22 protein-coding genes are annotated in these 24,562 nt (G+C 36.5%); 13 read left to right on the top strand and 9 right to left on the bottom strand.

From position 1 onward, the window contains the following. The 6 genes from F3G75_RS08840 to F3G75_RS08815 form a co-directional block, all read right to left on the bottom strand. Window positions 1–867: an ATP phosphoribosyltransferase regulatory subunit gene (locus F3G75_RS08840; protein WP_149717287.1), complete on the bottom strand. Its 867-nt coding sequence runs from the start codon at window positions 865–867 to the stop codon at window positions 1–3. Beyond that, window positions 867–4,961 (bottom strand): diguanylate cyclase domain-containing protein, encoded by a 4,095-nt coding sequence (locus tag F3G75_RS08835; protein ID WP_149717286.1) that lies wholly within the window; start codon window positions 4,959–4,961, stop codon window positions 867–869. The genes F3G75_RS08840 and F3G75_RS08835 overlap by 1 nt, the downstream gene beginning before the upstream one ends. A gap of 146 nt (window positions 4,962–5,107) precedes the next feature. Then, window positions 5,108–5,737, bottom strand: a complete 630-nt coding sequence (locus F3G75_RS08830; RefSeq protein ID WP_087576581.1) for an NAD(P)H-dependent oxidoreductase — start codon at window positions 5,735–5,737, stop codon at window positions 5,108–5,110. A gap of 93 nt (window positions 5,738–5,830) precedes the next feature. Beyond that, window positions 5,831–6,853, bottom strand: a complete 1,023-nt coding sequence (gene selD, locus F3G75_RS08825; RefSeq protein WP_410470372.1) for a selenide, water dikinase SelD — start codon at window positions 6,851–6,853, stop codon at window positions 5,831–5,833. After that, window positions 6,850–7,449 carry a sulfurtransferase-like selenium metabolism protein YedF gene (gene yedF / locus F3G75_RS08820; RefSeq protein ID WP_084041655.1) on the bottom strand — a complete coding sequence of 200 codons (600 nt, stop codon included), beginning with the start codon at window positions 7,447–7,449 and terminating at the stop codon, window positions 6,850–6,852. Before yedF ends, selD begins: the two co-directional genes overlap by 4 nt. 151 nt (window positions 7,450–7,600) lie before the next feature. Continuing rightward, window positions 7,601–8,548 (bottom strand): formate dehydrogenase subunit gamma, encoded by a 948-nt coding sequence (locus tag F3G75_RS08815; protein ID WP_107686242.1) that lies wholly within the window; start codon window positions 8,546–8,548, stop codon window positions 7,601–7,603. Window positions 8,549–8,889: 341 nt separating this feature from the next. Between F3G75_RS08815 and F3G75_RS08810 the strand changes: the two genes are divergently transcribed. Further along, on the top strand, window positions 8,890–9,408 hold the full coding sequence (locus tag F3G75_RS08810; protein ID WP_223154363.1) for a DJ-1/PfpI family protein: 519 nt from the start codon (window positions 8,890–8,892) through the stop codon (window positions 9,406–9,408). Window positions 9,409–9,565: 157 nt separating this feature from the next. Here F3G75_RS08810 and nspC read toward each other — a convergent pair whose 3' ends face one another. Continuing rightward, window positions 9,566–10,705 (bottom strand): carboxynorspermidine decarboxylase, encoded by a 1,140-nt coding sequence (gene nspC, locus F3G75_RS08805; RefSeq protein ID WP_149717285.1) that lies wholly within the window; start codon window positions 10,703–10,705, stop codon window positions 9,566–9,568. Window positions 10,706–10,788: 83 nt separating this feature from the next. On the opposite strand from nspC, the gene F3G75_RS08800 reads away from it, so the two are divergent. The 9 genes from F3G75_RS08800 to F3G75_RS08760 all read left to right on the top strand — a co-directional run bounded on the left by F3G75_RS08800 (window position 10,789) and on the right by F3G75_RS08760 (window position 18,228). Further along, entirely contained in the window at window positions 10,789–11,010 is a 222-nt protein-coding gene (locus F3G75_RS08800) for a MoaD/ThiS family protein (protein WP_149717284.1), read from the top strand. A gap of 1 nt (window position 11,011) precedes the next feature. Next, window positions 11,012–11,446, top strand: coding sequence for a molybdopterin synthase catalytic subunit (locus F3G75_RS08795; RefSeq protein ID WP_149717283.1), 435 nt, complete (start codon window positions 11,012–11,014; stop codon window positions 11,444–11,446). An 11-nt stretch (window positions 11,447–11,457) separates the two neighbouring features. Further along, window positions 11,458–11,919, top strand: a complete 462-nt coding sequence (locus F3G75_RS08790) for a molybdate transport repressor (RefSeq protein ID WP_149717282.1) — start codon at window positions 11,458–11,460, stop codon at window positions 11,917–11,919. Between the two features lie 242 nt (window positions 11,920–12,161). After that, on the top strand, window positions 12,162–14,012 hold the full coding sequence (locus tag F3G75_RS08785; RefSeq protein ID WP_149717281.1) for a TonB-dependent receptor domain-containing protein: 1,851 nt from the start codon (window positions 12,162–12,164) through the stop codon (window positions 14,010–14,012). 11 nt (window positions 14,013–14,023) lie between these two features. After that, window positions 14,024–14,989: an ABC transporter substrate-binding protein gene (locus F3G75_RS08780; protein ID WP_149717280.1), complete on the top strand. Its 966-nt coding sequence runs from the start codon at window positions 14,024–14,026 to the stop codon at window positions 14,987–14,989. Beyond that, window positions 14,986–15,783 (top strand): ABC transporter permease, encoded by a 798-nt coding sequence (locus F3G75_RS08775; RefSeq protein ID WP_149717279.1) that lies wholly within the window; start codon window positions 14,986–14,988, stop codon window positions 15,781–15,783. The genes F3G75_RS08780 and F3G75_RS08775 overlap by 4 nt, the downstream gene beginning before the upstream one ends. After that, the gene (locus F3G75_RS08770) at window positions 15,783–16,472 is read left to right on the top strand and encodes an ABC transporter ATP-binding protein (protein ID WP_149717278.1); all 690 of its coding nucleotides are present in this window, start codon (window positions 15,783–15,785) and stop codon (window positions 16,470–16,472) included. The genes F3G75_RS08775 and F3G75_RS08770 overlap by 1 nt, the downstream gene beginning before the upstream one ends. Beyond that, window positions 16,465–17,571 carry an NnrS family protein gene (locus F3G75_RS08765; protein ID WP_149717277.1) on the top strand — a complete coding sequence of 369 codons (1,107 nt, stop codon included), beginning with the start codon at window positions 16,465–16,467 and terminating at the stop codon, window positions 17,569–17,571. The genes F3G75_RS08770 and F3G75_RS08765 overlap by 8 nt, the downstream gene beginning before the upstream one ends. A 111-nt stretch (window positions 17,572–17,682) precedes the next feature. Next, a complete protein-coding gene (locus tag F3G75_RS08760; protein WP_087585204.1) occupies window positions 17,683–18,228 on the top strand; it encodes a hypothetical protein in 546 nt (181 codons plus the stop codon). A 1,036-nt stretch (window positions 18,229–19,264) separates the two neighbouring features. Here the strand turns inward: F3G75_RS08760 and F3G75_RS08750 are convergent. Then, a complete protein-coding gene (locus F3G75_RS08750; RefSeq protein ID WP_149717276.1) occupies window positions 19,265–20,476 on the bottom strand; it encodes a saccharopine dehydrogenase family protein in 1,212 nt (403 codons plus the stop codon). 93 nt (window positions 20,477–20,569) lie between these two features. On the opposite strand from F3G75_RS08750, the gene F3G75_RS08745 reads away from it, so the two are divergent. Next, a complete protein-coding gene (locus tag F3G75_RS08745; protein WP_149717275.1) occupies window positions 20,570–21,292 on the top strand; it encodes a tetratricopeptide repeat protein in 723 nt (240 codons plus the stop codon). Here F3G75_RS08745 and F3G75_RS08740 read toward each other — a convergent pair. Beyond that, entirely contained in the window at window positions 21,285–21,926 is a 642-nt protein-coding gene (locus F3G75_RS08740) for a non-canonical purine NTP pyrophosphatase (RefSeq protein ID WP_149717274.1), read from the bottom strand. The genes F3G75_RS08745 and F3G75_RS08740 overlap by 8 nt on opposite strands. A 113-nt stretch (window positions 21,927–22,039) precedes the next feature. Between F3G75_RS08740 and F3G75_RS08735 the strand changes: the two genes are divergently transcribed. Together F3G75_RS08735 and F3G75_RS08730 are read left to right on the top strand one after the other, a co-directional pair. After that, a complete protein-coding gene (locus tag F3G75_RS08735; RefSeq protein WP_149717273.1) occupies window positions 22,040–23,341 on the top strand; it encodes an MFS transporter in 1,302 nt (433 codons plus the stop codon). Next, a complete protein-coding gene (locus tag F3G75_RS08730) occupies window positions 23,338–24,474 on the top strand; it encodes a BaiN/RdsA family NAD(P)/FAD-dependent oxidoreductase (RefSeq protein ID WP_149717272.1) in 1,137 nt (378 codons plus the stop codon). Before F3G75_RS08735 ends, F3G75_RS08730 begins: the two co-directional genes overlap by 4 nt. Window positions 24,475–24,562: the final 88 nt, after the last annotated feature.

Here is a 24,562-nt window from a genome sequence, read left to right as displayed (position 1 = left end):
TTACTTCCTTAAATTAATTTTTTCTTCTATCAATGCATCTGTATAAACAGCAAAACCACTATTTATTTTTCCGTCTATTTCGTAGCTGCCGCCACTTGCTATTATGCTGTTATTTCTTAAAAATCTAAAAAATAAACTATCGTAATATCTCATTTTCGAGTAATATAGCGGAACTATTCTTAAATTTTTATATTCTAAAGCACTGGCTAAATTTCTCAAATTTTCAAGCGGTTCTTTTAGTTTGCTTGGAGAAATTTTAATCACCTCATCCAGCTCATCAACTGACTTTAAAAGAGCAAGAGCGCTTAGCCATGGAACATTTTGAGATAAAATTTTCTCCATTTGTCCATTTTCAAAAATTTCAATAGGCACACTTAAAATTTCACAAATTACCCTTGGAATTTGTATATTGCTCACTTGCAAAAATGTATCCATTTTTAGCTCATCAATAAGCTTTGCAACGATATTAATACTTTTTAAAACATCATTTTCGCCAATTAGCTCAGCTCCAATTTGATAAATTTCCTGGCTTGGATAGCGAAAGACTGGTTGGATATAAAACCACCTTCTTGACTCGCTTGCCTTTAGCCTTCTAAGTACGATCCTTACAGTATCTACCGTGCTATCAGCTCTTAGACTTATTTCGTGATTTAGGCTATCGCTAAAACGTAAAAGATTTGTAGCATCTACACTTAAATGCTGGTGATATGAGAAAAATGGCGTTACGATCTCGCTAAAGCCTTCATTTTCTAAAATTTCACTAGCTTTTTGCTCGATCTGCCTCTTTAGCTTTGCGCTACTGGCAAAGTACAGCTTGCTTCCATTTGGGATTTCATGCTCATAAACATTTAAAGCATTTTCATTCATTATTTATTCGCTCCACTCAAATTTAGATCATTATCGCATAATAAAATTGCCTCATTAGCTAAATTTATTACGTTCTCTTTGTCTATTTTTGCAAGGATCGTATCCAAAATTTCAGCTAATTTTTCATTTATTGTTCTGATATTATCTACTTGATTTGCTATTTCGATTTTTAATTTTTCGCTTACTTTTTCATCACATTTAAGCAAATTTATCAAACGAATCATAAGCTCTTTTGCACCTACTATTTTGCAAAGCATATTGTAGTTCTCATCATCTTGAAAATTTCTTACATTTAGCGGAGATGATAGAGCAAATTTAAATTTGAGCACATCATCCAGGCTAAGCTCTGGCGCAAAAAGCCGTCCTTGAAATCTACTAAAGCCAAATCCGACAAAAATTTCAAGCATGCTTTTATCTTCTAAATTTTTTATCATGACATCAAAATTAAATGTATCTGATACATACTTTATCATGCGTATGGTCTTTAGTGCTTCTACTGAATCAAAAATTTGTTTACAAAATCTTTTATCTATATTAAATCTATTTGTTTTTAACATACCTAAAGCTTCTACCGAGCCTGAATAAGACGCAAAATCATCAAGCGAAAAGCTAACGCCTAGTTCCTTATAAGCATCGATATATCTAACAACATCATCTAAATTTACGCCACTTGCAGAGTCAACGATATCTATGATTAGCCCATTAGCGTCTAGCTGCTCATCTTCTAAAAGCTTTTTAAATTTCTCAAAAAACTCAGAAGTCATTAGCTTTTTAATGCATAAATTTACTCTAACTTTTGCATTTATTCCCTCTTTTAGCCATACAGCCCTAGCTTTTAAAGCATCTTTTAGTGTAAATAATGCGATAGCAACAACTGCTTTTGAGCCTTTTGCAAGTGGCAAGAAGTCTGATGGCCTTAATATCTTATCACCATTTTTCCATCTAATAAATGCCTCAAAGCTGCTAACTTCTCCACTTTTTATATCAATCTCAGGCTGATATAGTAAAAACATCTCGCCAGCATCGATAGCTTCAATGATCTTTGAGTCATCTCTATATTCATTTTTAAAGTATGTATCTTTTTTCGAATTAAATACATAATATTTATTTTTTCCATTAAGCTTTGCTTGATACATAGCCCAATCGGCTCTTTCAATTAGATCATCAACGCTAAGTGCATCACTACTTAAGCTAATACCAATACTTACGCTAAGTTTTTTTTCATCATCATCAATAGAAATTTTACTCTGACCCACTCTTAAGATATTTTCAGCAGTTTCATAAATTTCTCCCAAATTTTCATAAGGCATAGCACCTATAAACTCATCCCCGCCTATTCTTGCAAATATTCCTTGTTTTGGAAAAATTTCATCTATTTTTTTTGAAATTTCTATTAGGATTTTATCGCCTACTTGATGTCCGTATCCGTCATTTATCGATTTAAAATTATCAAAATCGACATAAAAAGCTGCTATTTTTAAGCTTTTTTTCGCTTGTTTTAGCAGATTTTCTAGCTTATTAAAAAGTAAAAATCTATTTGGTAGTCCAGTCAGTGTATCGTGATACGCGATAAATTCGAGGTACTCTTTATTGTAGCAATCATCATTTGCGCTTGAAGCTAACAAAATATATCCCTCTTGATCGCCAAATGCGTTTAAAAGCTTGATTATACTTATAACTTCGAGTCTATTTCTGCTTCGAACATCATGAATAAGACCTTGCCAAAAGCTAGTTATTTTAAGTGAATTTAAAATTTCATCTTTAATATCTTTTAGTCCGTTTTTAAAATTTATTATATCTTTTGAGTAAATTTTCTCTATAAAATTTTTATCTCTAGAAATATCAAGCGTATCAAAAAAAGCGTCATTAGCATCTATGATCCTAAACTCATCATCAAGCATAATAATTTGCTCTTTTGCGTATGAGAAAATTTTTGCTAAAAGGTCTTGATAAGAAAAAAAGCTATTTTGCACACTAAGATCTTGCATTGTGCCCTTTATGACGCTTACTTCACCATCATAAAAAGCTATTGCTTTTGCTCTAATCCTTACATAAATAATCTCTTTATCAGCCCTATAAAAACGCACTTCGCCATCATATACTTCACCTTTTTTTATAAGGTCAAAAAAGTCCTTAAAGCTTACAAATTCATCTACAAATATAGTTTTTGCGCGTTCAAAATTTATACTCATATCCCCATTTAATGCATATCCGAGCGACTTGGCAATAGCATTTGGGATATAAAGGGTATCGCTTTTTTTATCCCATGAAAAGACAAGCGCTTGGCTTGCCCAAAGTATGCTTTGAAAATATTTTAATTCAGCATCATATTTTTCTTGCAACTTTGCTATATCGCTTAGGTCATTAAAAAAGTAGATGATTTTTTGCTCTTTGTCAGCACCATTATCTATAAATTTTACTTTTATCTTAAATGGCGTTTTGTTGTTTTCATTTGTTTGCATATTGGCTACGAGATTTATCTCGCTATTTTTGCTACCTTTTTCAAAGAATTTTTTAGATTCATTAGAAATATTTACAGCAAACTCATCTAAACTTTCAGGGCTTATTAGATCTTTTAAATTTATAAGCTTCTTATCTTGCGGGGCTTTAAAGACACTATCGATATTTTGCGTACTTCTTACGATAGAAAATGGATCGCTATTTAATGCTTCTGCTATTACATTTGGCGATAAAAACGAATAATCATTTATTGCTTCGTTATCCTTTTTCGTAAATTTTTCATCGTCAAGCTCGTGTATAAGCATAAAATTTAGCCTAGAATCCCTTAGCTCGATCTGCGACTCTTGTAAAAATCCCTCTTTAGTGCCGCCATCTTTTATTTTTAGCTCGATCTTAAAGCTCATATCGCTATTTTGAGCGTCTTGTTTCATCTGCATAAACAATGCAAAATCGCCATCTATTAAATCATTTAAATTTAGCTCTATAATCTCATCTTTTGTGTAGCCAACGGAAGATAAAAATGCATTACTAGCATCAATAATATCGCCGCTATAAGCATCATAAACTACTATTTTCAAAAAGCTTTGCTCAAAAATATAGCCAAATCTACTTTTGTATTCTTCTAGTCCATCAGTTGCTTTTTTGGTTTCTATCTTTAGCTTGTTTATTCCATTTTTTATATCTTCAAATTCTGTTACATTAAGGCTTCGTCTTATCTCGTATTCATCGCCATCTAAAGTATCTCTTACCTCTTTTAAAGCTGGCATTATTCTATTTTTTATAAATTTTACATCTCTAACCCATAAAATTAAAGAAGATATAAAACAAAAGATCGATAGCCAAAATAACACAAACTGCATAAAGATGTGAAAATGCTTCGTTGAAGCTGTAATAACAAAAATTTTATACTCTGGCATATAGCTTATAAGATAAAAGTCCATATGGCTTAAAGAAAATATTATTTTATCCTCTTTAAACTCGTCGCCAAGACTCACATAAGGCAAAAACATCGATTCATCAAATTTTTTATAAAACTCATCTCTTGATAAATTTCCATATTTATCTACCAGATAAGCATAAGTTTTGGTTTTCTCATCGTAATCTACATTAGTATAGTTTTGCAAAAATTTTATATCAATTTGAACTAAAATGCTGCCTCCATTTTTTAGTCCATAAGATGCATAAATATCTCTAAAACGATTGTTTTTATAAACTCGATCTGATACTGTAAATTTCCCAGCATCTGTCTCGTTTAAACTAAGCCAAGATAGATCCTTTTCGGCTATGTCATCAGCACCTAAAAATCTCTTTGAATAGAGTAAATTTCTATTTTTATCAAAAACATAAAAAGCTATATAAAGATCGTTTTTTGTTGAATTTTTATCAAATAGTATATCACTAAGACCTGCTTCAACCATTTTTGATTTTAAAAATAGATCATTTTTTATTATAAAAAAGCTATTTGAGATTGATGATTTTATATTTGAATTAGTTGAGCTAAGATCATACTTTATATCGTTCGTGCCGGCACAAACTACAAATAATGCTAAAAATATAAATGAGAGTAAAAGTAAAATAGCCTTTGTATAAAACATTTTTACTATTTGAAGGCTGGTTTTTTGTTTCTCAAGCACGATAGACACCTCATTAGTTTAGGTTTTGGCTCTGATTTTATCCCATTTTTACTTGATTTGGGTTTATAAAGGTAAGTATTTATTTAGAATTTATTGATTTATTTAAAATTGAGCCAAAAATTTATTTAAAATTTGGCTCAAATATCTTAATAAATCCAAGTAACGATATCAGAAATTTCTCTGCGAAGTTTTTTTGGCTGTGGATTTAGGCGGTAGCCAAATGGTACCATGATAGCCACTCTTTGAAAGCTCTCATCAAGCCCCAAAAGTTCATTTAAAGCGTGTCTATCAAAGCCTTCTATTGGGCAACTATCAATGCCCAAACTCGCGGCTGCATTCATCATATTTGTGGCAATTATCATGCATTGTTCATGTGACCACTGAAATGTTAGCTCATCATCATTTTTAAAATTTGCTAGCAAAAAGTCGTGATAAAATTTTTGCCTTGCAGCAATGGCTTCAGGATCTTTATTGGTATTTCTAGCGATCATTTTATTAACGTATGTGCTTCCAAATTTCACCTCTTTGATCTTAGCTAAAACGACAACTAAATGCGAGCAAGATGTGATTTGTGCTTGATTCCATGAAAGAGCTTTTATTTTTTCTCTAAGCTCTTTATTTTGAACAACTAAGATATCCCACTGCTCAAGACCGGTTGAACTAGGGCTTAACCTGCCAGCCTCTAGTATAAAATCAAACTCTCCAGCGCCGATTTTTTTGCTTTCATCAAAAACCTTGCAAGCATGACGAAATTTTAAAATTTCAAGATAATTCATTATCTCTCCTTTGTAGTTTTTGAAATTATAGAATGGCTAAGTAAATTAAAAGATTTCACTAACGCAATGAGATAGCATGCTATTTTTAAAAATTTATTTTAAAAATATACCAAACTCGCTCTTTGATACCGCGGAGCCAACAATAGCTGAACTTTCATAACCTACTTCTTTTAAGCGTTTTACTGCAAGCATTGCATCCTTTTCACCAACTGCAAGCAAAAGTCCGCCTGAAGTTTGTGCGTCAAATAGTAAAATGTCAGCTTCTTTATCTACAAAATGCTTTGCAAATTCGCGGTTTTTATAGCTTCCTTCTGGAATGATACCCATATCTGCAAATTCCTTTGCGCTTGCAATAATTGGCACGTTTTTTTCATAAATTTCAAAACTGATCTTTTCATTTAGCATTTCGCTTAAATGTCCCAAAAAGCCAAATCCAGTCACATCAGTAGTGCCGTAGACTTTGATGTCATCAAGTGCCTTTAATGCATAAAAATTTAGCTGTGCCATGATAGTTGCAGCCTCTTTTATTTGCTCCATGCTTAATAAATCAGCCTTTATCGCTGTACTTAAAATACCACTTCCAAGGGGCTTTGTAAGTATCAAAACATTGCCATTTATGGCAGTATTATTTGCCCAAAATTTATCAGGATGTACCCTTCCAGTAACGCTAAGCCCATAATACATCTGCTGTGTCTCGATCGTATGCCCGCCAACAATAATGCCACCACACTCTTTTACTTTATCGGCTCCACCTTGTAAAATTTCACCTAAAATTTCAGGTGCCAAGTTGCAGCTATCAAAGCCCACGATATTTAGAGCATTTATCACCTCGCCACCCATTGCAAAAACGTCGCTTAGGCTATTTGCAGCAGCGATTTGACCGTAAATAAATGGATCATTTACCACAGGCGTTATAAAGTCAAGCGTTTGAACAAGTGCAAGATCACTTGAAATTTTAAAGACACTCGCATCCTCATTAGAATTGGTGCTTGAGAGCAGATTTGGATGAGATAAATTTAAACTACTAATCGTTTTGTTTAGACCCGACGGGTCAAGCTTAGCAGCTCAACCAGCGGCTCTAACGAACTGCGTAAGCTTTTTGTCGTGATAGATCATAATTTGATTTGCTCGTGAGTTGAGAGTATGTCGATGATCTCATAAGCATTTGAAATTTCGCCAATCGCAAGATCACTCACTAGCTTATAAGCCTCCAAGCAGCTTCCGCAGCTTAAAATTTTAACACCAGCAGCTTCAAGATCTTTAAGCGGCTTAAAGCTTGGGTGTGAGCGGTTTGTAGTCATCTTTACAGCGTTATTTACGCAGATTATTATCTTTGGTTTTTTCTCAACTTGAAGAAATGCTCCTAAGAATTTTGATAGTAAATTTATTCCCACTTCGCCACTTCCAGCGCGCTCTTCATTCAGATAGAGTACTTTATTATTTTTTGGTGTTATGTCGCAGACAAACTCATCAAAATTTGTAAGCTCAAGCGCATTTTTGCCTTTTGTAGCTAAAATTTTAGTTTCGTTGCCATTGCTTTCGAGGCTAAAGTTTATATTTTGATTTTTTAAAAATCTTGAAATATTTTCTTTTGGGGCTAGTGCATTTACCAAAATTTCTAAGCTTTCGCCTTCACTTAAACTATCAAGTGCATTTTTTGTCATTATGACTGGTTTTGGACATTCTAAATTTCTACAATCAATTGTTGTCATGATTTTTCCTTTTGCAATTAGTATTTCAAACCTTGAAACTAGTTTGGATTATAGCCAAAAAAATATTAATTATTTTAAAAATTTTAATGTATAAATTTGAGATAAAAGAGAGCTTTGACCCCGCTTACTAGCAAGGTCAAAGTAAAGTTAATTATTTTAAATTTGTATAAGACTTTTCATAATCAGATACTGGAATTTTATTCTCTCTAACAAGCTCTTGATACCAGTAGTGATGAAGAACATAAACTTCTTCTTCCTCTTTGTATCCAGTGACCATCGACCAGATCGCACCGTGGATAGCGATAGCAGCCATATAGATATGAACTAGGAAAAATACCGCACAGACTATACCGAGGCAGTTGTGTATAACTACGCTATATCTTAAAAGGTCGATCTGTGTTATGCCAAGCCATGTAGCAACTGCTGGCTCTTTGAAGTCTAAGAAATACATAATCGCACCAGTGATGATCATCACGATACCACCAGGAATAGCGATCCAATACCATGCTTTTTGACCAGCGTTAAATTTACCAGCAGGGACTGGTTTTTTCTTCTTTGATAGATAGCCACCAACTATCATCATCCATCTTATGTCATAAACAGCTGGAAGCATTCTGATAGTCCAAGCAAATAGCATAGGAAGCACAGAAATAGCAAATATAATAGTCGCTATATCGTGCAAGTATCTACAGAAACGCACAAATGTGCCACCACCAAGCTCTGCACCCCACATGATGATGATGCCAGTTGGCACTAAGATGATCCAAGAGATCGCAGCTAAGCCGTGAGCTATACGTTCGATCAGTGAAAACGCAAATACTTTTTTGCCATCGTGACTAAAGTGTTTTGGTCCGATGATCAAGAAGTGTAGCACGAACGCGCCGATAACAGCTAAAATGATAGAAAGTGCAGCTATCGCGAAGTAGTCGTTGCCTTGTATAAAAGTAAATATCGGGCCCCAGCCATGCTCATAAGGCTTGATATTTTCTATCCTCTGTGCTGCCCAAATGGTGCTGTCAAATTGATTGACACCAGTTGGTCCTTCAATGGCCATTGCCGCAACGGACAATGTAAAAAGTAGAGTAAGAATTCTCGTCATTTTATTCCTTTATTTGCATAAAACTTAATGATTTGAGCTTTTAGTTAAATATGCTAAAATCACATAGTTATGCTGTTTTAGTTGCTATTATATCAGAGCTAATCACAAGTAAACCTTAGTAAAAAAAATTACTAATAATTTGATAAAATATATTTAAGTTTTGTTAATTTTTTACTAGAATATACCTAAAAATTTATTATCTAAATTTTAAAAACAATTTTCAGTTATCTCAATTTTTTAGATAAAAATTCTTTCAAAATTTATATTTTCCCCTTTATTTCTTAAAAATTTAAACTAAAATATCAAAGTATTTTTGAAATTTCTATCCAAAAGGCAGAGCGATGAATCTATTTTGTCTTCTTTTTGATGATTACGAGACACTTGATCTCATGGGTCCTGTAGAATTTTTAGCAAGAGTACCTGGAATAAATCTAAATTTTGTATCGTTTAATGGTAAAGCAATAAAAAGCAAGCAAGGCTTTGAAGTAAAAACAAAAAAGCTGGTCACTTTACCAAAAAATAGTATTTTGCTGGTACCTGGTGGTCAGGGCACAAGAATTTTAGTAAAAGACAACGAGTTTATATCACATCTTAAAGAGTGTGTTTTGGCTTCAAATTTTTGCCTTAGTGTCTGCACTGGATCAGCTTTGCTAGCTCGCACTGGAGTACTCGATGGGCTAAAAGCCACATCAAATAAAAAGTCGTTTGAATGGGTAAAACAGTGCCGTGATGCCGTAAAATGGCAATCGCACGCCATGTGGGTAAAAGATGGTAAATTCTACACCGCCTCAGGTGTAGCCGCTGGCATGGATATGGCTCTTGGCTTCATAAGTGATCATTTCGGTAAAGAATTAGCTTAAAATATCGCAAATGAAACCGAATGCAACTGGCAAAAGAGTGCAAAGATAGACAAATTTGCCAAAATTTATGGATACTGATCCGTATAAAAATTTATAGATATAAATACAAATGAGTTTTTAGTATTTAGTAGCTAGAAACTAGCCGCAACACCAGCTATTAGTTTCTACGCCTATACTCTTCATAGTCAAGCTCTCTAATCATCTTTATATCGCCATCTTCTTTTAAAAGTAGTAGATCAGGTAGTTTTATACCATTAAATGTCGTGTTTTTCACGATAGTGTAGTGAATTTGGTCTTCAAAGATGACTCGGTCGCCGATTTTTAGCTCGCTATCAAATTTATACTCCGCATCGCCTGCTTCAAGTCCCACTATATCGCCAGCCAGGCAGGTATTACCGCCAAATCTATAAGCAAATTTGCCATTTTCACTCTCACCTCTAACGGCTGGACGATACGGCATGAGCACAGTATCAGGCATATGCGCCTCGGCCGAGGTGTCAAGGATGGCGATGTCTTTTTCGTTATGCACGATGTCAAGCACGCTACTTATCAAAAAGCCAGTCTGCCAGCCAACGGCCTCGCCAGGCTCCAGATAGACCTCTACGCCGTATTTCTCGCGGAAGCGTCTAATGATATTTATAAGCAGCTCCACGTCATAATCAGCCCTCGTGATGTGGTGACCGCCGCCCATATTTATCCACTTCATCCTTGGGATAAACTCCCCAAATTTCTCCTCAAATGCCTCCAGCACGACCTGCAAGCTGCTCGCACTCTCCTCGCAAAGTGCGTGAAAATGAAGCCCACTAATACCACCAAGAAGCTCAGGCTTAAAATTTGCCCTTGTAATGCCAAGCCTGCTAAATTTACCGCATGGATTATAGCTGTCAGTTGGGGCTAGCGAGACCTCTGGATTTACGCGCAGGCCGCAGATGATGCCGTTTTGCAAGGCAATACCCTTGAATTTTTGCCACTGTGCAAAAGAGTTAAATGTAATGTGCTTTGAAATTTTTAAAATTTCATCAAAATCCTCGTCCTTAAAGGCTGGGCTATATGTGTGGATCTCGCCTTTTAGGTATTCGTTTGCAAATTTTGCCTCATGAAGCCCACTGCAAGTCGCTCCGTCAAGATATGAGCCCACCATATCCATCACTCCACTAAATGCAAAGCCCTTAAGTGCTACTAAAATTTTGGCTCCGCTTTGTTCTTTGACGTATTTTAAAAGCTCCAAATTTTTACGTACTTTTGCCTCTTCGCAGACGTAGGCTGGGGTTTTTATTTTTTTTAAAATTTCCTTCATTTTCTCTCGCTTTTTAAATTTTCAAATAAGTATATCTAAATTTATTTTTAAGTAAAATCAGCAAAAATTTCAAAGGATAAAATGTGATAGAGATCGAATTTCTTGGGCCTATCGGACTTGAGAGTATAAAAATAGAAGCGAAAAATTTAGGTGATGTAAAAGCGACTTTGAGCAAAAAAGAAGAACTTAAAAAATGGCTAAATATCTGTGCTGTGGCTGTAAATGACGAGATCGTAAGTGATATAAATTTCGCTCTTAAATCAGGCGATAAAATTTCTATATTACCGCCAGTTTGTGGGGGCTAAGATGCAAATTTATAATGGAAGCTTGGACGTTCAAAGCATCACAAACGAGTGGTATGAACGCTTTAAAGATAAAAACTGCGGTGCACTCATCACTTTTGTTGGGATCGTAAGAGAGGAAGGTGGTATTTCGGCGCTTAGCTTTGATATCTATGAGCCGATCCTTAAAAAATGGCTAGAAGCTTGGGAAGAGCGAGCCAAAAAAGAAAATGGCTACGTACTCTTTGCTCATTCAAAAGGCGATGTGGCTGTGCATACGAGCTCATATATAGCAGGCATTGTGAGCCCTCAAAGAAAGGTCGCGCTAAGGCTAATCAATGAGTTTGTCGAGGACTTTAAGGCAAATGCACCGATCTGGAAATATGATGTGATAAATGGCGAGAGAATTTATGCAAAAGAGCGTAGCCAAGCGATAAATGGTGCTGGAATTTTAGCTTAAAAGGAAAAATGATGATAATAAAAGAGAGTAAAAAAGATGTTTTTTGGGCGCTAGCCTTTGGGCTTGGGCTTTTTACCTTTAGCATCGTTGGCTACTTTTATCTAGCTCTTGGCACAGCGTCTCTCTTTGGCATCATCATTGGTGCTCTCTCAGTATTCTTTTGTGTTAGAAAAATTTTTCAAAACAACTTTTTAAGTATTGAAGATGATGGATTTATCATCACAAAAGGTTCAAAAAGCATAAAATTTTACTTTAAGGATATCGACGAGATCGCCATTAAAAGCTTTGGCGATAAGAAAAAAGTTGAAACATTAAGCGTAAAATTTAAGAAAAACCGTCTTGATAGAAATGCTTGCTTTGGATTAGTGCAACCACTAGGTGATGATTTGATCATCATTTTTGACAAATATGAACTTTCAAAATTTACCATTTCAAAAGAGCTAAGAGATAGGCTTAATAATTTTAGAGCCTAATTAAATCGACCTATGATCTAAAATTTTTTATATAACAATTATCAAAATTTTATACATTTTTTCACATTAAATTTACACCATTTAGCTACTCTTGCAAAAATAAAATAAAGCATTTTATCTACAATAAGCTCGTAAATGTGGATTAAAAATTTAAAAGATGACTTACATCAACTTTTATAAAGGGTTTTGCTACTACAATTCTGATAAAAGAAATCATAATTATATCTTTAAAAGGAGTTTACATGAGGCCTATTTTAAGCCTAGCAGTTCTTTCATCACTGCTTATAGCAAATGAAGCAAATTTAGACATTATAAAGTCTATTAGAGAATTTGCTCCGCCACCAGTCATTACGCCAAACGTTGCACAAAGTGCCTTTGTTGAAAATCAATTTGACCGCACTCAAAGAGGCGAATATCCATTTGTTACAAATTTGCTTGATAACTCAGCTGATATGTTTCATATTTCGGCTGGAATGTATGGCAAAAGCTTTTACAACTCATCGCTTTTTAAATATCGTGGCGCAAATTTTTATACCATTTTAAATGCAAATTTCACCAAAGCAAATAATTATAAAGATGGAAGTGGCAAAAAATGGAACTATGGCTACAATAGGCAAGGCCAAAGCGCTATCTTAGGCTTCGTGCCAAATGATCTTAGCGAGCTTAGGCTTACGTTTTTAAGGGATAATATCGATAAAGACAAGCAGCCAGAGCACGTGATGGATGCCTTTAAAACGACAAGAAAAGTCGGCAAGCTAAATATTAGATTAGGCGAGGAAGATCTTTCAAATACGCTAAATTTTGAATTTGCCCTAAAAAAAGTTGAGCGAAAAGCTGATAATTTTCATCTAAGAGATGCCACTCAAAATGTAAAAGTGGATTTAAAGAGGAATATATTTGAGGCAAATTTAAAGTATGACGCTGACTTTGCAAGCTTTCACAATCAAATAGGCGCTGGCTTTGAAAAAGATAAACATGACGGCAAAAGATACATGAAGCAAGGCAACAACTGGGTCTTTAATGGATACAGATTTGCTGATGTTAGAAATGATAAATTTATGCTCTTTGACACACTTGCTTATAAATTTAATGAAGCAAATGAAGCTTCTCTTGCCTTAAAATATGAAGAGCAAAGAAGTAAGCTTAACGGACTTGATACTAAATTTTTTGCACCAAATCCAGCTATTAGCACGACTCGCGGACTACTTCGCCAAATTTATGGCAAAGACGTAAGCGATAAGATCAAAAAAGACGCTTTTAGCGCAAGTTTAAAATATAAATTTACGCCAAACGACAAGGATAGCTACTTTGCAAAGCTTGAAAGCTTATCTCGCCTGCCAAGTAATATGGAGCGTTTTAACGCACTTTATGGCGCAGACGATAAAGGCTGGATAGCAAATCCAAATTTAGAGCCAGAAAGACACAATAGAGCAGTTCTTGGCTTTAAATTTGGCAGTGAGTTTTACAAAGAATACCTAAACTCACTTCAAAACAAAGATGCATTTAGCTTTGGAGGACATTTCATCGCTGATAGCGTTAGAAATTTGATCATTTTTGATAGACGCCATTCAAAAGCTGCGATGCAACCAAATAAAAACGCAGTCATCTCAAGAAACGTTGATGCAACGCTTTATAGTGTAAATTTCAATACAGAGTATAGCTTTGCAAGGCACTTTGGCTTAAAAAGCTCACTTTACTACAACTACGGACAAAACAAAACCGATGGCAGACCGCTTTATCAAATAAGGCCTTTTGAGGCAAATTTTGCATTTGACTACAAAGACTATGCAAGCTTTGGTAGCTATAATCTTGGCACTGCACTAAGGCTAGTTTCAAAGCAAACTAGAGGTGATTTTAGCAAGCAAAATGGTCTAGGCATCGATAAAAAAGAGGCCGCAAAGGGATTTGGCTTGCTTGATCTTTATGGTGGTGTAGAGTTTAAAAATAAAGTTGGCATAAGATTTGGCGTAGCAAATTTATTTGACAAAGATTATGCAGAATTTATCAGCGGCGATCACGTAGCAGCACTTGATCCGGTAGTCGTTCATGCCCCTGGCAGGACATTTTTCATTAGCTTTCACAGCAGTTTTTAAAGGAGAAAAAGATGTTAAATAGAAGAAAATTTTTAGGACTTAGCACAGCTTTAGGCGTTAGCGCATTTGCGCCAAATTTATTTGCAAAAGAGAGCTTTACTATGTGGGGCGCACCAGCGATCCCAAGCGTTATCATGGCAGTTGCTTCACTGCAAGGCGAGCTAAATAAAAATTATGATGTAAGTCTAAATATCTGGAAAACACCAGATCAGCTTCGTGCAGGCGTGGCTAGTGGAGATATCAAAGTCACGATGTCGCCATCAAATGTTGCTGCAAATTTAAGAAATCAAGGGCTTGATTTTGCGATGCTAAATTTACTGACTCTTGGCGTTATGAACGCTATGGTTAAGGATGAAAAAATCAAAAATTTAGAGGATTTTGTAGGCAAAAAGCTCATCATGCCATTTCGAGGTGATATGCCTGATCTTGTCCTAAGAGCGCTTTGTAAGAAGCAAGGCATAGACGTTAGCAAGATAGACATCACCTATACAGCAACGCCGCCTGAGGCTCTGCTTTTATTTTTACAAAAAGATTTTGACATTTTAATAGTCCCACAACCTCTTGGCGAAGCGACTATTTTGCGTGGTAAAAAAGCAGGCGTTAGCGTGCATTATTCAGTTGATTTTCCAAAAATTTGGGGCGATAGCTTTGGTACAAAACCGATAATCCCAATGGCTGGCATTATCGTAGAAAGAGGCTTTTACGAGAAAAACTTAAATCTATTTGATACGCTTCATAGCGATCTTAAAAATGCACTTTCATGGATACTTGAGAACAAACAAAGTGCAGCAAAGATAGGCTCAAGCTACTTGCCAGCTCCAGAAGTAGCACTCGCAAATGCTTTTGACAAGGCAAATCTAACAGTAACAAAAGCAAATGAACTACAAAATGAGATCATGGCATTTTTTGAAGAAATTTATCAGTTTAATCCAAAATTTTTAGGTGGCAAGATGCCAGATAAAGGTCTATTCTTATGATACTAATTGATGGCATCAAAAAAGATCGCTCAAGCTTTTTAAAAACAATTGACTATTTTTGGGGCGGATTTAGCGGATTTGCCGTAGTTTTTTTGATCTTAGCCATTTGGCAAGTGGGAAGCGAGTTTAGCTCCACACTCTTGCTTCCGCCACCAAAAGATGTATTTTTAAAAGCCTGTGAAATTTTAAAAGATTATAAAAACAGCGAGATAAATATAACGCTTTGCAGATCACTGATTGGAGTTTGCTCGGCAACATTTTTTGGTATATTTTTAGGGCTAATAGCAGGTAGTTTTAAAAGTTTTGCAGCCTTTTTAAAGCCTGTTATCACCTTGCTTTTGTCAATGCCACCGATTATTTGGATAGTGCTTGCTATTTTTTGGTTTGGATTTGGAAATTTTAGCACCGTTTTTACTATCTTTATAACCGTTTTACCGCTTACTTTTGCAAGCTCAGCAGTTGCTATGAGTAGCGTAGATGAGGAGCTAAAAGAGATGTTTGATGCCTATCATTTAGGCTTTTTAAAAAAGATAAAACACCTTTATATCCCACATCTTACAAGCTATATCATAAGCTCTGTTAGCGTAGCTGTTGCAATGGGTGTAAAAATAGTCATAATGGCCGAACTACTAGGTGCAAATAACGGCATGGGAGCAAAGATAGCAAATGCAAGGGCAATGCTTGAAACAACCGAGGTAATGGCGTATGTTCTTTTAAGTATCACTCTTATAATGCTTTTTGAGTACCTCATCATCGAGCCCTTAAAAATAGCTCTGATGCCTTGGAGAAGATGATGCTTGAACTTAAAAATGTAGAGTATGAAATTTTAAGAGATAAGGTTGTAAGAAATTTTAGCCTAAATGTAAAAAGTGGAGAGGTGGTGACGCTTTTTGGGCCATCTGGATGTGGCAAGACAACGATACTTCGGCTTATTAGCGGACTAAATGAGCCCAGAAAAGGGAAAATTTCTAATAGCTTTAAAAAGACTACATATTTTTTTCAAGAAAATCGCCTACTAACATGGAAAAATGCTCTTGAAAATGTCCTTTTAGTTATGGATAAACCAGACATTAACGCTGTTTTAGAGCTTTTTAAAAAGGTTGGATTAAGCCAAAAGGATACTTTAAAATACCCAAGCGAGCTAAGCGGCGGCATGAGACAAAGAGTCGCTTTCGTAAGAGCGGTCGTAACAAAACCTGATCTGCTTTTGATGGATGAGCCTTTTTCTGGACTTGATTATGATATGAAAGAAATTTTAATTGAAATTATTGGCCAAAGAGTAAGTGAAGGTATGAGCGTAGTTCTCGTCACGCACGATAGAATAGAGGCCGTAAAGATGTCAAATAGAATTTATTTCCTATCAAGTAAAGGCGCATTTATACAAAGAGAACTTGAAATAGACAAAGATTTCAAAGAGCGCGATTTTACGTTTATTAGCAAGATGATAGATGAAAATTTCAAAGGGCAAATTTATTATGATTAATAACTTTTTTACTCATCCTATGAGGATATTTTTCTTAATGAGCGCCGCCTGTGCGGTGCTTGGTGCTAGTGTGTTTTTTACTCCAACTGATTTTGTGAGTTTGCATAAATTTATATTTTTGCAACTTTTCTTAGCGCTTGCTTATGCTGGATTTTTGCTAACTGGACTAACTGATTGGACAAATTTTCAAGCATCTTTAAAAATACATGCTTATATATTATTTTCACTCTTTTTTATAAGCTTTATCTTGGCATTTTTTAGCCTATTTTTAGCACACTGCTTTATCGCTCTTTTTTGGCTTTATTTGGTTTTGCTTTGTCTTTATATGATCTGGCAGGATAAAAACGATGATCAATTTGGCGTTCTTGGCTTTTTGTTTGGCATTTTAGGCTTTGAAATTTATTATCTAATAAGTGGCAATGAAAAATTTCTAAATTTACAAGTTTTTATCCACGTGATCGCTATCTTACTCATCTCCTACCGCGTTAGTGTCGTGCTTGGCAAAGAAGCGCTAAAAAGAGAAAAAGGTATGGATGAAGCTGTTTTTGTGCCAAATTTTATCTATAAAAATATCGCTATCTGCTGCGTTTGCGCCTTTTTGCTTTTAAATATATTTTTTGAAGCAAGCATGGGTGTCTATTATGCTGCGATAGCTTGTGGAAGTGCAGTACTTGCAAAGCTTAAGGAGTGGCACTATAAAGAGCTTTTTAGGCATAGTTTTGTGCTTTTATACTATTTTATGCAACTATTTTTAGCGGTTGGTTTTTTAGGGATCGGCTTTAGCGGTATTTTTGGGCTCCATCTTGAAACAAATTTTATGCATCTAATAGCGATAAATGCAGTAATTTTTAGCGTAATGCTTATATTTAATGTCGCTGGACTTCGTCACAGCGGACAAGAGCTTGAGTTTTTACGCCTTAGTAAAATTGCTTTTATTTTAGTCCTCCTAGCTGGCATTAGCAGAGGAATTTTGGCTTATTTTTGGAGTGGCTTTTACATTCATTTACCAGCAACATTCATAGCAATCGCTTTTGTTTTTTGGCTCATAAATTTTTATGTGATCTTTAGGGATAACGATTTTAGCGATGATCCAGAGTAAAAAGATATTAAAAATTTATTCATTAATTAAAAAGAGTTTTTAAGTCTTTTTTGAAGTAAGTAGGTATATAATTTGCGATATTTATTATCAATATTATAAAAAGGATATTTTATGAATAAACTTACTTCTGTTGCTTTAGCAGCTTCATTTTTTGCAGTTTCAGCTCTTGCATTTAGCGTAGAAGGTGAACCAAAGGTAACATTTACTGGCTATAAGCTAGCAAATAAAACAGCCGTACCAGGTACTTTTAAGACGATAAATTTTAAAAGTCAAGAAAATGCAAATTTTGCTGATTTTTTAAAGAGCTTTGAATTTAAGCTAGAGCCAAAAGATATCGATACAAAGCTGCCTGACCGCGATAAAAGGATTGGCATTATTTTCGATGGCAAGGCAGTAGATGGCAAGATCGTAGCGGTAAATGGCGATGATAAAGCCGGAGAAATGGATGTTGAGCTTAGCATAAATGGCAATTCAAAAATTTTTAAAACAAAATATGAAGTACAAAATGGCAAGCTAATGGCAAAATTTTCAGTTGATCTTGTAAATGATTTGAAGCTAAATGAGAGCTTTGATAAATTTGCCGCTGCTGCCAAACCATTTCATGGTGGAAAGAGCTATCCAGATGTAGATGTTGGATTTGAGGCAACTATAAAATAACTTTCAAATTCGGCGCCAGTAAGTTAGCTTGCGCCGAAGTTACCTCTTTATCCTAGTTTCTTATTCTGTGATACCGAAAAATCGAAAATGACGGATTTTTCATACAAAAAGGCGGCAAAAATGCGAAATTTTATTTTAAAGATATCAATGAAATTGGCATCCCCGAGATAGACGCCAAGCGCAAAATTAGTGTTTCAAACATAAAATTTAAAAAAAGAAGGCAGGCTAGCATATGGTCTCATGCAGCCTATCGGCGACGATGACGCCGTGACATACGACAAATACGAGCTCTCAAAGCACGAGGTTTTTAAAATTTTAAAGCAGAAATTTTAGGCGCTAAGCGCGCAAAAAAGCGAAAATAAGAAAAAGTAAAATTTGGCTCGGCCCGCTGGAGTCAAATTTGATTTTTGGCTTTAGCGACCTAAAATTTGCGAATTTGACCGAAATTTGAGTCAAACCCGCAAGGCTAAATTTATTTATTAAAATACGCCGCGAGCGCGCTTAGCACGACTAAAAAAGATAGTGAAGTTTTTGAAGAGTTTAAATTTTTCCTTTTGTTGTTATTTGAGTGGGCGCAGGGTTTGAGCGACTGGAGATTGAGAGCTTTATAAATTTACTCAAATTGGCATTAATAAAATTTGCGCGATTATAGCTAAATTTAAACGCTTTTCGGTGTGGAAGCTTAAATTAAATTTGATGTAAAATTTGAATGCTAGCGGTGCAAAATTTAAACTAGAAATTTAAATACTACATAGCAAAGCGCGGTATTTTTTGCTTAGATGAGGCGAAATTTCTACTTCACTTCGCTTGTAGCTGCAAGTAGAAGTGACGAAATTTTCGCTCCAAGACTAGACATATAGTCTGTCGCGGGGGGGGCAAAAATTTCAAATCTATTTAAATATACCCACCAAATAGGGAGAAGTATTTTTGCCTTAATCAAGGCGGATTTAAATTTTATGACGGGAGCGTATATGAAATACGTGACCGAGTAAAATTTAAATACAACGCAGAGTAAGGCAAAAAGACAAGCCTAAATTTAGACTTCATACCTCTCGCCTGGCTTCATTTCGATTATCTCCCACGGCAAGCCCTGCTTATTTAGCTCGTCCATGAAAGGCTTGGCGTCGAAATTTTCCATATTAAAGACGCCCTTGCCGCTCCAGATACCCTTTGCCACCATCATCGAGCCGATCATCGCAGGCACACCCGTCGTGTAGCTCACCGCCTGTGCGCCCGTCTCGGCGTAGCAAGCCTCGTGGTCGCAGACGTTATAGATATAGACTTGACGCTCTTTGCCGTCCTTGAGCCCGCGGATCACGCAGCCGATGTTGGTTTTGCCCTTTGTGCGAGGGCCGAGACTCGCAGGATCAGGCAGTAGAGTTTTTAGAAACTGTATCGGCACGATTTTTACGCCGTTATGCTCGACCTCGTCGATGCGCAGCATGCCGACGTTTTCTAGGCACTTCATGTGAGTTAAGTAGCTTTGTCCAAAGGTCATGAAAAAGCGGATTCGCTTCAGCCCTTTGATGTTTTTTACTAAGCTTTCTAGCTCCTCGTGATAGAGCAGGTAGCTGTCCTTGACGCCGACTTTCGGGTAGTCCCATTTGAACATTATTTCCATCGGCTCGGTCTCTTTCCACTCGCCGCGCTCCCAGTAGCGGCCTTTTGCACTAACTTCACGTAAATTTATCTCTGGATTGAAATTCGTCGCAAACGGATAGCCGTGATCGCCCGCGTTGCAGTCTAGGATGTCGATCTCATGGATCTCGTCAAAGAGATTGTGCTGTGCATAGGCGCAAAATACGTTCGTCACGCCCGGGTCAAAGCCGCTTCCCAGTAGCGCCATAGTGTTTGCGGCTTTAAACTCGCCGTCCTTCGCCCACTGCAGCTTGTATTCAAATTTGGCAGTGTCTGGGTGCTCGTAGTTTGCGGTGTCGATGTATGGGATGCCGGCACGAGAGCACGCGTCCATGAGGGTTAGGTCTTGATACGGCAGCGCCACATTTAAAAGCAAATCGGCGCCCGTTTTTTTGATGAGCGCGACTACGGCATCGGTATCGTCCGCGTCGATCTGGGCGGTGTCAATTTGCACGCCTAGGCGGTCTTTTATAAATTTAGCGATCGCGTCGCACTTGCTTTTGGTGCGGCTTGCAAGGGTGATCTTACTAAAAACGTCCGCGTTCATCGCGCATTTTACGGTTGCGACTTGGCTCACGCCACCTGCCCCGATGATTAAGATATTTGACATTTGGACTCCTTTAAATTTTAGTGATTTTAGCGAAGTTAATATAAATTTCTCGCTTTAAAAGGTAAAATAAGGCAAAAATTTAAAGGTAAAAAGATGAAGAAAATTTTGCCATTTTTAGCGCCTATTTGCCTCTTTGCAAGTAGCTGTGACGAGCTAATACAAGAGAGTGTGAGAGAGTTTTATAAAAGCGATAGAAATTTGGAGAGAGCCATAAATTTAGCCGAGCAAGCGACTGATGTCTGCTTAAAAGAGGGCAACACCGAGCAGGCGATCACTTCGCTCATAAATAGCGCTAGCATTTGCATGGTAAATAAAGAGCCACAAAAGGCGTTAGAGCTCTCACAAAGAGCCCTAGAGCTTGCGGCAAACGTTAGCGACAAGCTGCTACTAGCTCGCTCTTATCACAGCCTAGGTGCGGCACAAAAGGCGCTAGGCAGATACGACGAAGCACTTGCTAATTTTCAAGAAGCTCTAAAAATTTATGACAACGCGCCAAATGCCCCAATGAACGACGAACTCATCTGTATAAAAGGCATCGCTAGCGCCTACTACCTAAAAAACGACTTTGACAAAGCCCGCGAAAACCACCTTTTAGCGCTAAATTTACTTGATATCACGCCGGAGTTAAGTGGCAACGAGCTTGTGCGATCAGAGCTTTTAGTAGAGCTTGCTAACGACCTAGCAAAGCTTAATCAAAAGGACGAAGCTACCCAAAACTACAAAAAAGTGCTTGAAATTTTAAATGAAAAAGAGCAAAATCCTCGCGCACGGGATCTTTTAGAGCGAGCCAACAAAGGACTAAAAGAGCTTAACTAAAGTTTTTCTTTAGACTTTTTAGCACGAAATTTGCAAGCTCAAGTCCCTTTGAACGGTGAGAAATTTTAAGCTTCGTCTCATTATCTAGCTCGCCAAGCGTTTTAGTAAAGCCATCTGGGATAAAGAGCGCGTCGTAGCCAAAGCCATTTGTACCACGCTCCTCATCTATTGCTTTGCCATACATAAAGCCATGCGTCGTGTAATCACCAAATTTCGAGCTAATAGCGATACAGGCGGTGTAATGAGCTGGTGAGCTCTTTAAATTTAGCACCTTTAGCTTGCTAATTAGCTTTACTCTGTTGTTTGCGTCATTTGCGTTTTTGCCGCACACTTTGCCATTTTCATCAAGGTCAAAGTAGCGAGCTGAGTAGATCCCCGGCTCACCGCCAAGTGCATCTACACTAATGCCGCTATCATCGCTAAGAGCGATAAACTCGCCTTCAAGCCCCTGCTCTTTAAGCTTTGCAAAGACAGCTCTTGACTTTATGAGCGCATTTTGCTGAAAAGTGCTGCCATCTTCAAAGATCTCAAATGGCTTTACAATCTCGCTTAAGGCGTAAATTTCATAGCCTTTTAAAAACTCTTTTATTTCTTTTACTTTGTCTAAATTTGATGTCGCAAGCACGATCTTCATTGTAAGAGCTCCTTGATTTTTGGGCGTATTTTACAAAAAAGTAGATTAAATTTTTAAATTTAAATTAGCGTTAAAATGATAAACTTAGTCCTTTTAAAAATAAGGAAAATTTTATGTTAAAAAGCGTTTTACCATTATCTTTTATCATAGCAAGCAGATTTTTAGGTCTTTTTATAGTTTTGCCAGTGCTTAGCCTTTATGCCTTAAATTTACGCGGAGCAAACGAGTTTTTAGTAGGGCTAATAGTAGGCGTCTATGCGATCTCACAGATGATATTTCAAGTGCCTTTTGGAGCGCTCTCGGATAGGATAGGACGCAAAAAAACATTAACGATCGGACTTTTGGTTTTTATCATCGGCTCAATAATTTGTGCACTTACAAGCGATATTTTTACCATGCTATTTGGTAGATTTTTACAAGGCGTAGGTGCTATCGGAGCAGTTGCAACTGCGATGATAAGTGACTATATAACAGAAGAAAAACGCTCAAAAGCTATGGCGATAATGGGTGCTTTTATAGGGCTTAGTTTCACACTTTCTATGGTGCTTGGGCCGCTTCTTGCCAAAGACTATGGGCTTTCAAGCCTCTTTTACCTAAGTGCCGCTCTTAGCCTACTTTGCATTGTACTTCTTTACACCGTTGTGCCAAAAGAGATAAAAGTGAGTGCTAAAAGTGAAAAAGTGCCATTTGGTAAGCTTTTTTTACAAAAAGACTACATGATCATAAATTTCACCTCTTTTATGCAAAAGATGCTAGCAAGCATCGCATTTTTGGTGATCCCTATCGTTTTGGTAAAAGAGTATAGTTACGAAAGTAGTGAGCTTTACAAGGTCTATACACTTGGTGCCGTACTTGGCTTTTTGGCTATGGGGCTAGCTGGCGCCTTGGGCGATGGCAAGGGACTTAGCAAGGTTATCTTGATAGCTGGTACGCTACTTTTTGCCCTAACCTACACTATTTTTGCCATTAGTTTTACGCTTTTTATCTTCGTTTTGGGAGTTGCTATATTTTTTATAGGATTTAACCTTCACGAGCCCATCATGCAATCAACCGCAACAAAATTTGTAAAATCCTCACAAAAAGGCTCAGCTCTTGGTGTATTTAATTCATTTGGTTATCTAGGAAGCTTTGTTGGAGGTGCATTTGGTGGGTATATATTGCATGCCTTTGGTTTTAAAGCACTAGCCATCATCTGCGTGGTACTTTGCGTGATATGGCTTGTTTTGCTCTTTAGCCTAAGCGATCCAAGAATTTTTAAGAACATCTATCTAAGTCCTGAAGTTAGCTTAAATTTAGAATTACTAAATAGCCAAAAAGGTGTTGTGGATTATTACAAAAACGAGAAAAATCAAGTAATCAAATTTGACTCTCGCCTAACAAGTGAGGCAGTTTTAAAAGAGAGTTTGAAGTTTTGATCTACGACGTCATCATCGTTGGTGCTGGAGCTAGTGGGCTCTTTTTAGGGACAAATTTAAAGGGTAAAAAGGTTGCGATTTTAGAGAAAAATAGCAGCGCTGGCAAAAAGATTCTAGCAAGTGGTGGAGGCAGATGCAACATCACAAACCGCTTTATAAGCGCTAAAAACTACCTTGGTGAGCAAAAATTTATAGAGCAAATTTTAAAAGTACTGACTCCAGATCAAGTTTTAAATTTTTTTTGCGAGCTTAAATTTAGCGAGCAAAAGCAAAATCAATTTTTCTGCGATAGCGGCGCAAAGAGTGTCTTGAGCGTACTTTTAAAAAGGCAAAATGCAGATATTTTTTACAATAAAGAAGTTCTTGGCGCTAAAAAAGTAGATGGAATTTTTCAAATTTTGACAAAAGATGAGAAATTTAGAGCTAGAAATTTAGTCATCGCAAGTGGCGGACTAAGCTACAAAGCCCTTGGCGCAAGTGACATTGGCTATAAAATAGCAAATGATTTTGGCATTGAAACATCAGCTCTTGCACCTACACTTGTTGGATTTAGCGTGCAAAAAGATGAGTTTTGGTTTAAAGAACTTAGTGGTGTTAGCCTAAACGCCGAAGTGGAGATAAATAGCAAAAATGAAAGCCATAAATTTAGTGGCAATCTACTTTTTACACATAGGGGGATAAGCGGACCGGTAATACTAAACGCCTCTCTATTTTGGCAAAAGGGGCGAATTTGCGTAAATTTTTTGCCCAAATTTAGTGAGAAAAATTTAATAAATGGCAAAAAGCAACTTAGTTCTGTTTTGCCCTTACCAAAGAGATTTGTGCTGGAGTTTTTAAAAAATTTTGGCCTAAAAGATAGAGCTTTTTATGAATTTAGCGATAAAGAGAGACAAATCATAAAAAGGCTTTTTGCTTATGAATTTGCCCCGGCTGGCACGTTTGGCTTTGAAAGAGCGGAAGTTACAAAAGGCGGTATAAAGATTGAATTTTTAGATGAAAATTTACAAGCCTCTAACATTAAGGGGCTTTATTTCATTGGTGAGGTCTTGGACATCACTGGCATGCTTGGCGGATATAACTTACATTTTGCATTTGCAAGCGCTCTAAAGGTGGCTAGGGTCTTAAATCTATGATCTCCTAGAAGTTAACTAATTTTTAGACAAATTTTCATATTTTAAATAAGATAGATTTACTATGAAAGTAGGCTTTTAAAGCAAATTT

It is taken from the genome of Campylobacter concisus (assembly GCF_902460705.1).
Classification (GTDB): domain Bacteria; phylum Campylobacterota; class Campylobacteria; order Campylobacterales; family Campylobacteraceae; genus Campylobacter_A; species Campylobacter_A concisus_Z.
Note: the sequence above shows the minus strand (reverse complement) of the source record. Positions and strands in the feature narration are given on the sequence as shown.

Bases quoted from the DNA above. Each gene is read 5' to 3' on its own strand.
- F3G75_RS08840 (WP_149717287.1), bottom strand. From the start codon at position 867: ATGAATGAAAATGCTTTAAATGTTTATGAGCATGAAATCCCAAATGGA.
- F3G75_RS08830 (WP_087576581.1), bottom strand. From the start codon at position 5,737: ATGAATTATCTTGAAATTTTAAAATTTCGTCATGCTTGCAAGGTTTTT.
- yedF (WP_084041655.1), bottom strand. From the start codon at position 7,449: ATGACAACAATTGATTGTAGAAATTTAGAATGTCCAAAACCAGTCATA.
- F3G75_RS08815 (WP_107686242.1), bottom strand. From the start codon at position 8,548: ATGACGAGAATTCTTACTCTACTTTTTACATTGTCCGTTGCGGCAATG.
- F3G75_RS08810 (WP_223154363.1), top strand. From the start codon at position 8,890: ATGAATCTATTTTGTCTTCTTTTTGATGATTACGAGACACTTGATCTC.
- nspC (WP_149717285.1), bottom strand. From the start codon at position 10,705: ATGAAGGAAATTTTAAAAAAAATAAAAACCCCAGCCTACGTCTGCGAA.
- F3G75_RS08795 (WP_149717283.1), top strand. From the start codon at position 11,012: ATGCAAATTTATAATGGAAGCTTGGACGTTCAAAGCATCACAAACGAG.
- F3G75_RS08790 (WP_149717282.1), top strand. From the start codon at position 11,458: ATGATAATAAAAGAGAGTAAAAAAGATGTTTTTTGGGCGCTAGCCTTT.
- F3G75_RS08785 (WP_149717281.1), top strand. From the start codon at position 12,162: ATGAGGCCTATTTTAAGCCTAGCAGTTCTTTCATCACTGCTTATAGCA.
- F3G75_RS08780 (WP_149717280.1), top strand. From the start codon at position 14,024: ATGTTAAATAGAAGAAAATTTTTAGGACTTAGCACAGCTTTAGGCGTT.
- F3G75_RS08775 (WP_149717279.1), top strand. From the start codon at position 14,986: ATGATACTAATTGATGGCATCAAAAAAGATCGCTCAAGCTTTTTAAAA.
- F3G75_RS08770 (WP_149717278.1), top strand. From the start codon at position 15,783: ATGCTTGAACTTAAAAATGTAGAGTATGAAATTTTAAGAGATAAGGTT.
- F3G75_RS08765 (WP_149717277.1), top strand. From the start codon at position 16,465: ATGATTAATAACTTTTTTACTCATCCTATGAGGATATTTTTCTTAATG.
- F3G75_RS08760 (WP_087585204.1), top strand. From the start codon at position 17,683: ATGAATAAACTTACTTCTGTTGCTTTAGCAGCTTCATTTTTTGCAGTT.
- F3G75_RS08750 (WP_149717276.1), bottom strand. From the start codon at position 20,476: ATGTCAAATATCTTAATCATCGGGGCAGGTGGCGTGAGCCAAGTCGCA.
- F3G75_RS08745 (WP_149717275.1), top strand. From the start codon at position 20,570: ATGAAGAAAATTTTGCCATTTTTAGCGCCTATTTGCCTCTTTGCAAGT.
- F3G75_RS08740 (WP_149717274.1), bottom strand. From the start codon at position 21,926: ATGAAGATCGTGCTTGCGACATCAAATTTAGACAAAGTAAAAGAAATA.
- F3G75_RS08735 (WP_149717273.1), top strand. From the start codon at position 22,040: ATGTTAAAAAGCGTTTTACCATTATCTTTTATCATAGCAAGCAGATTT.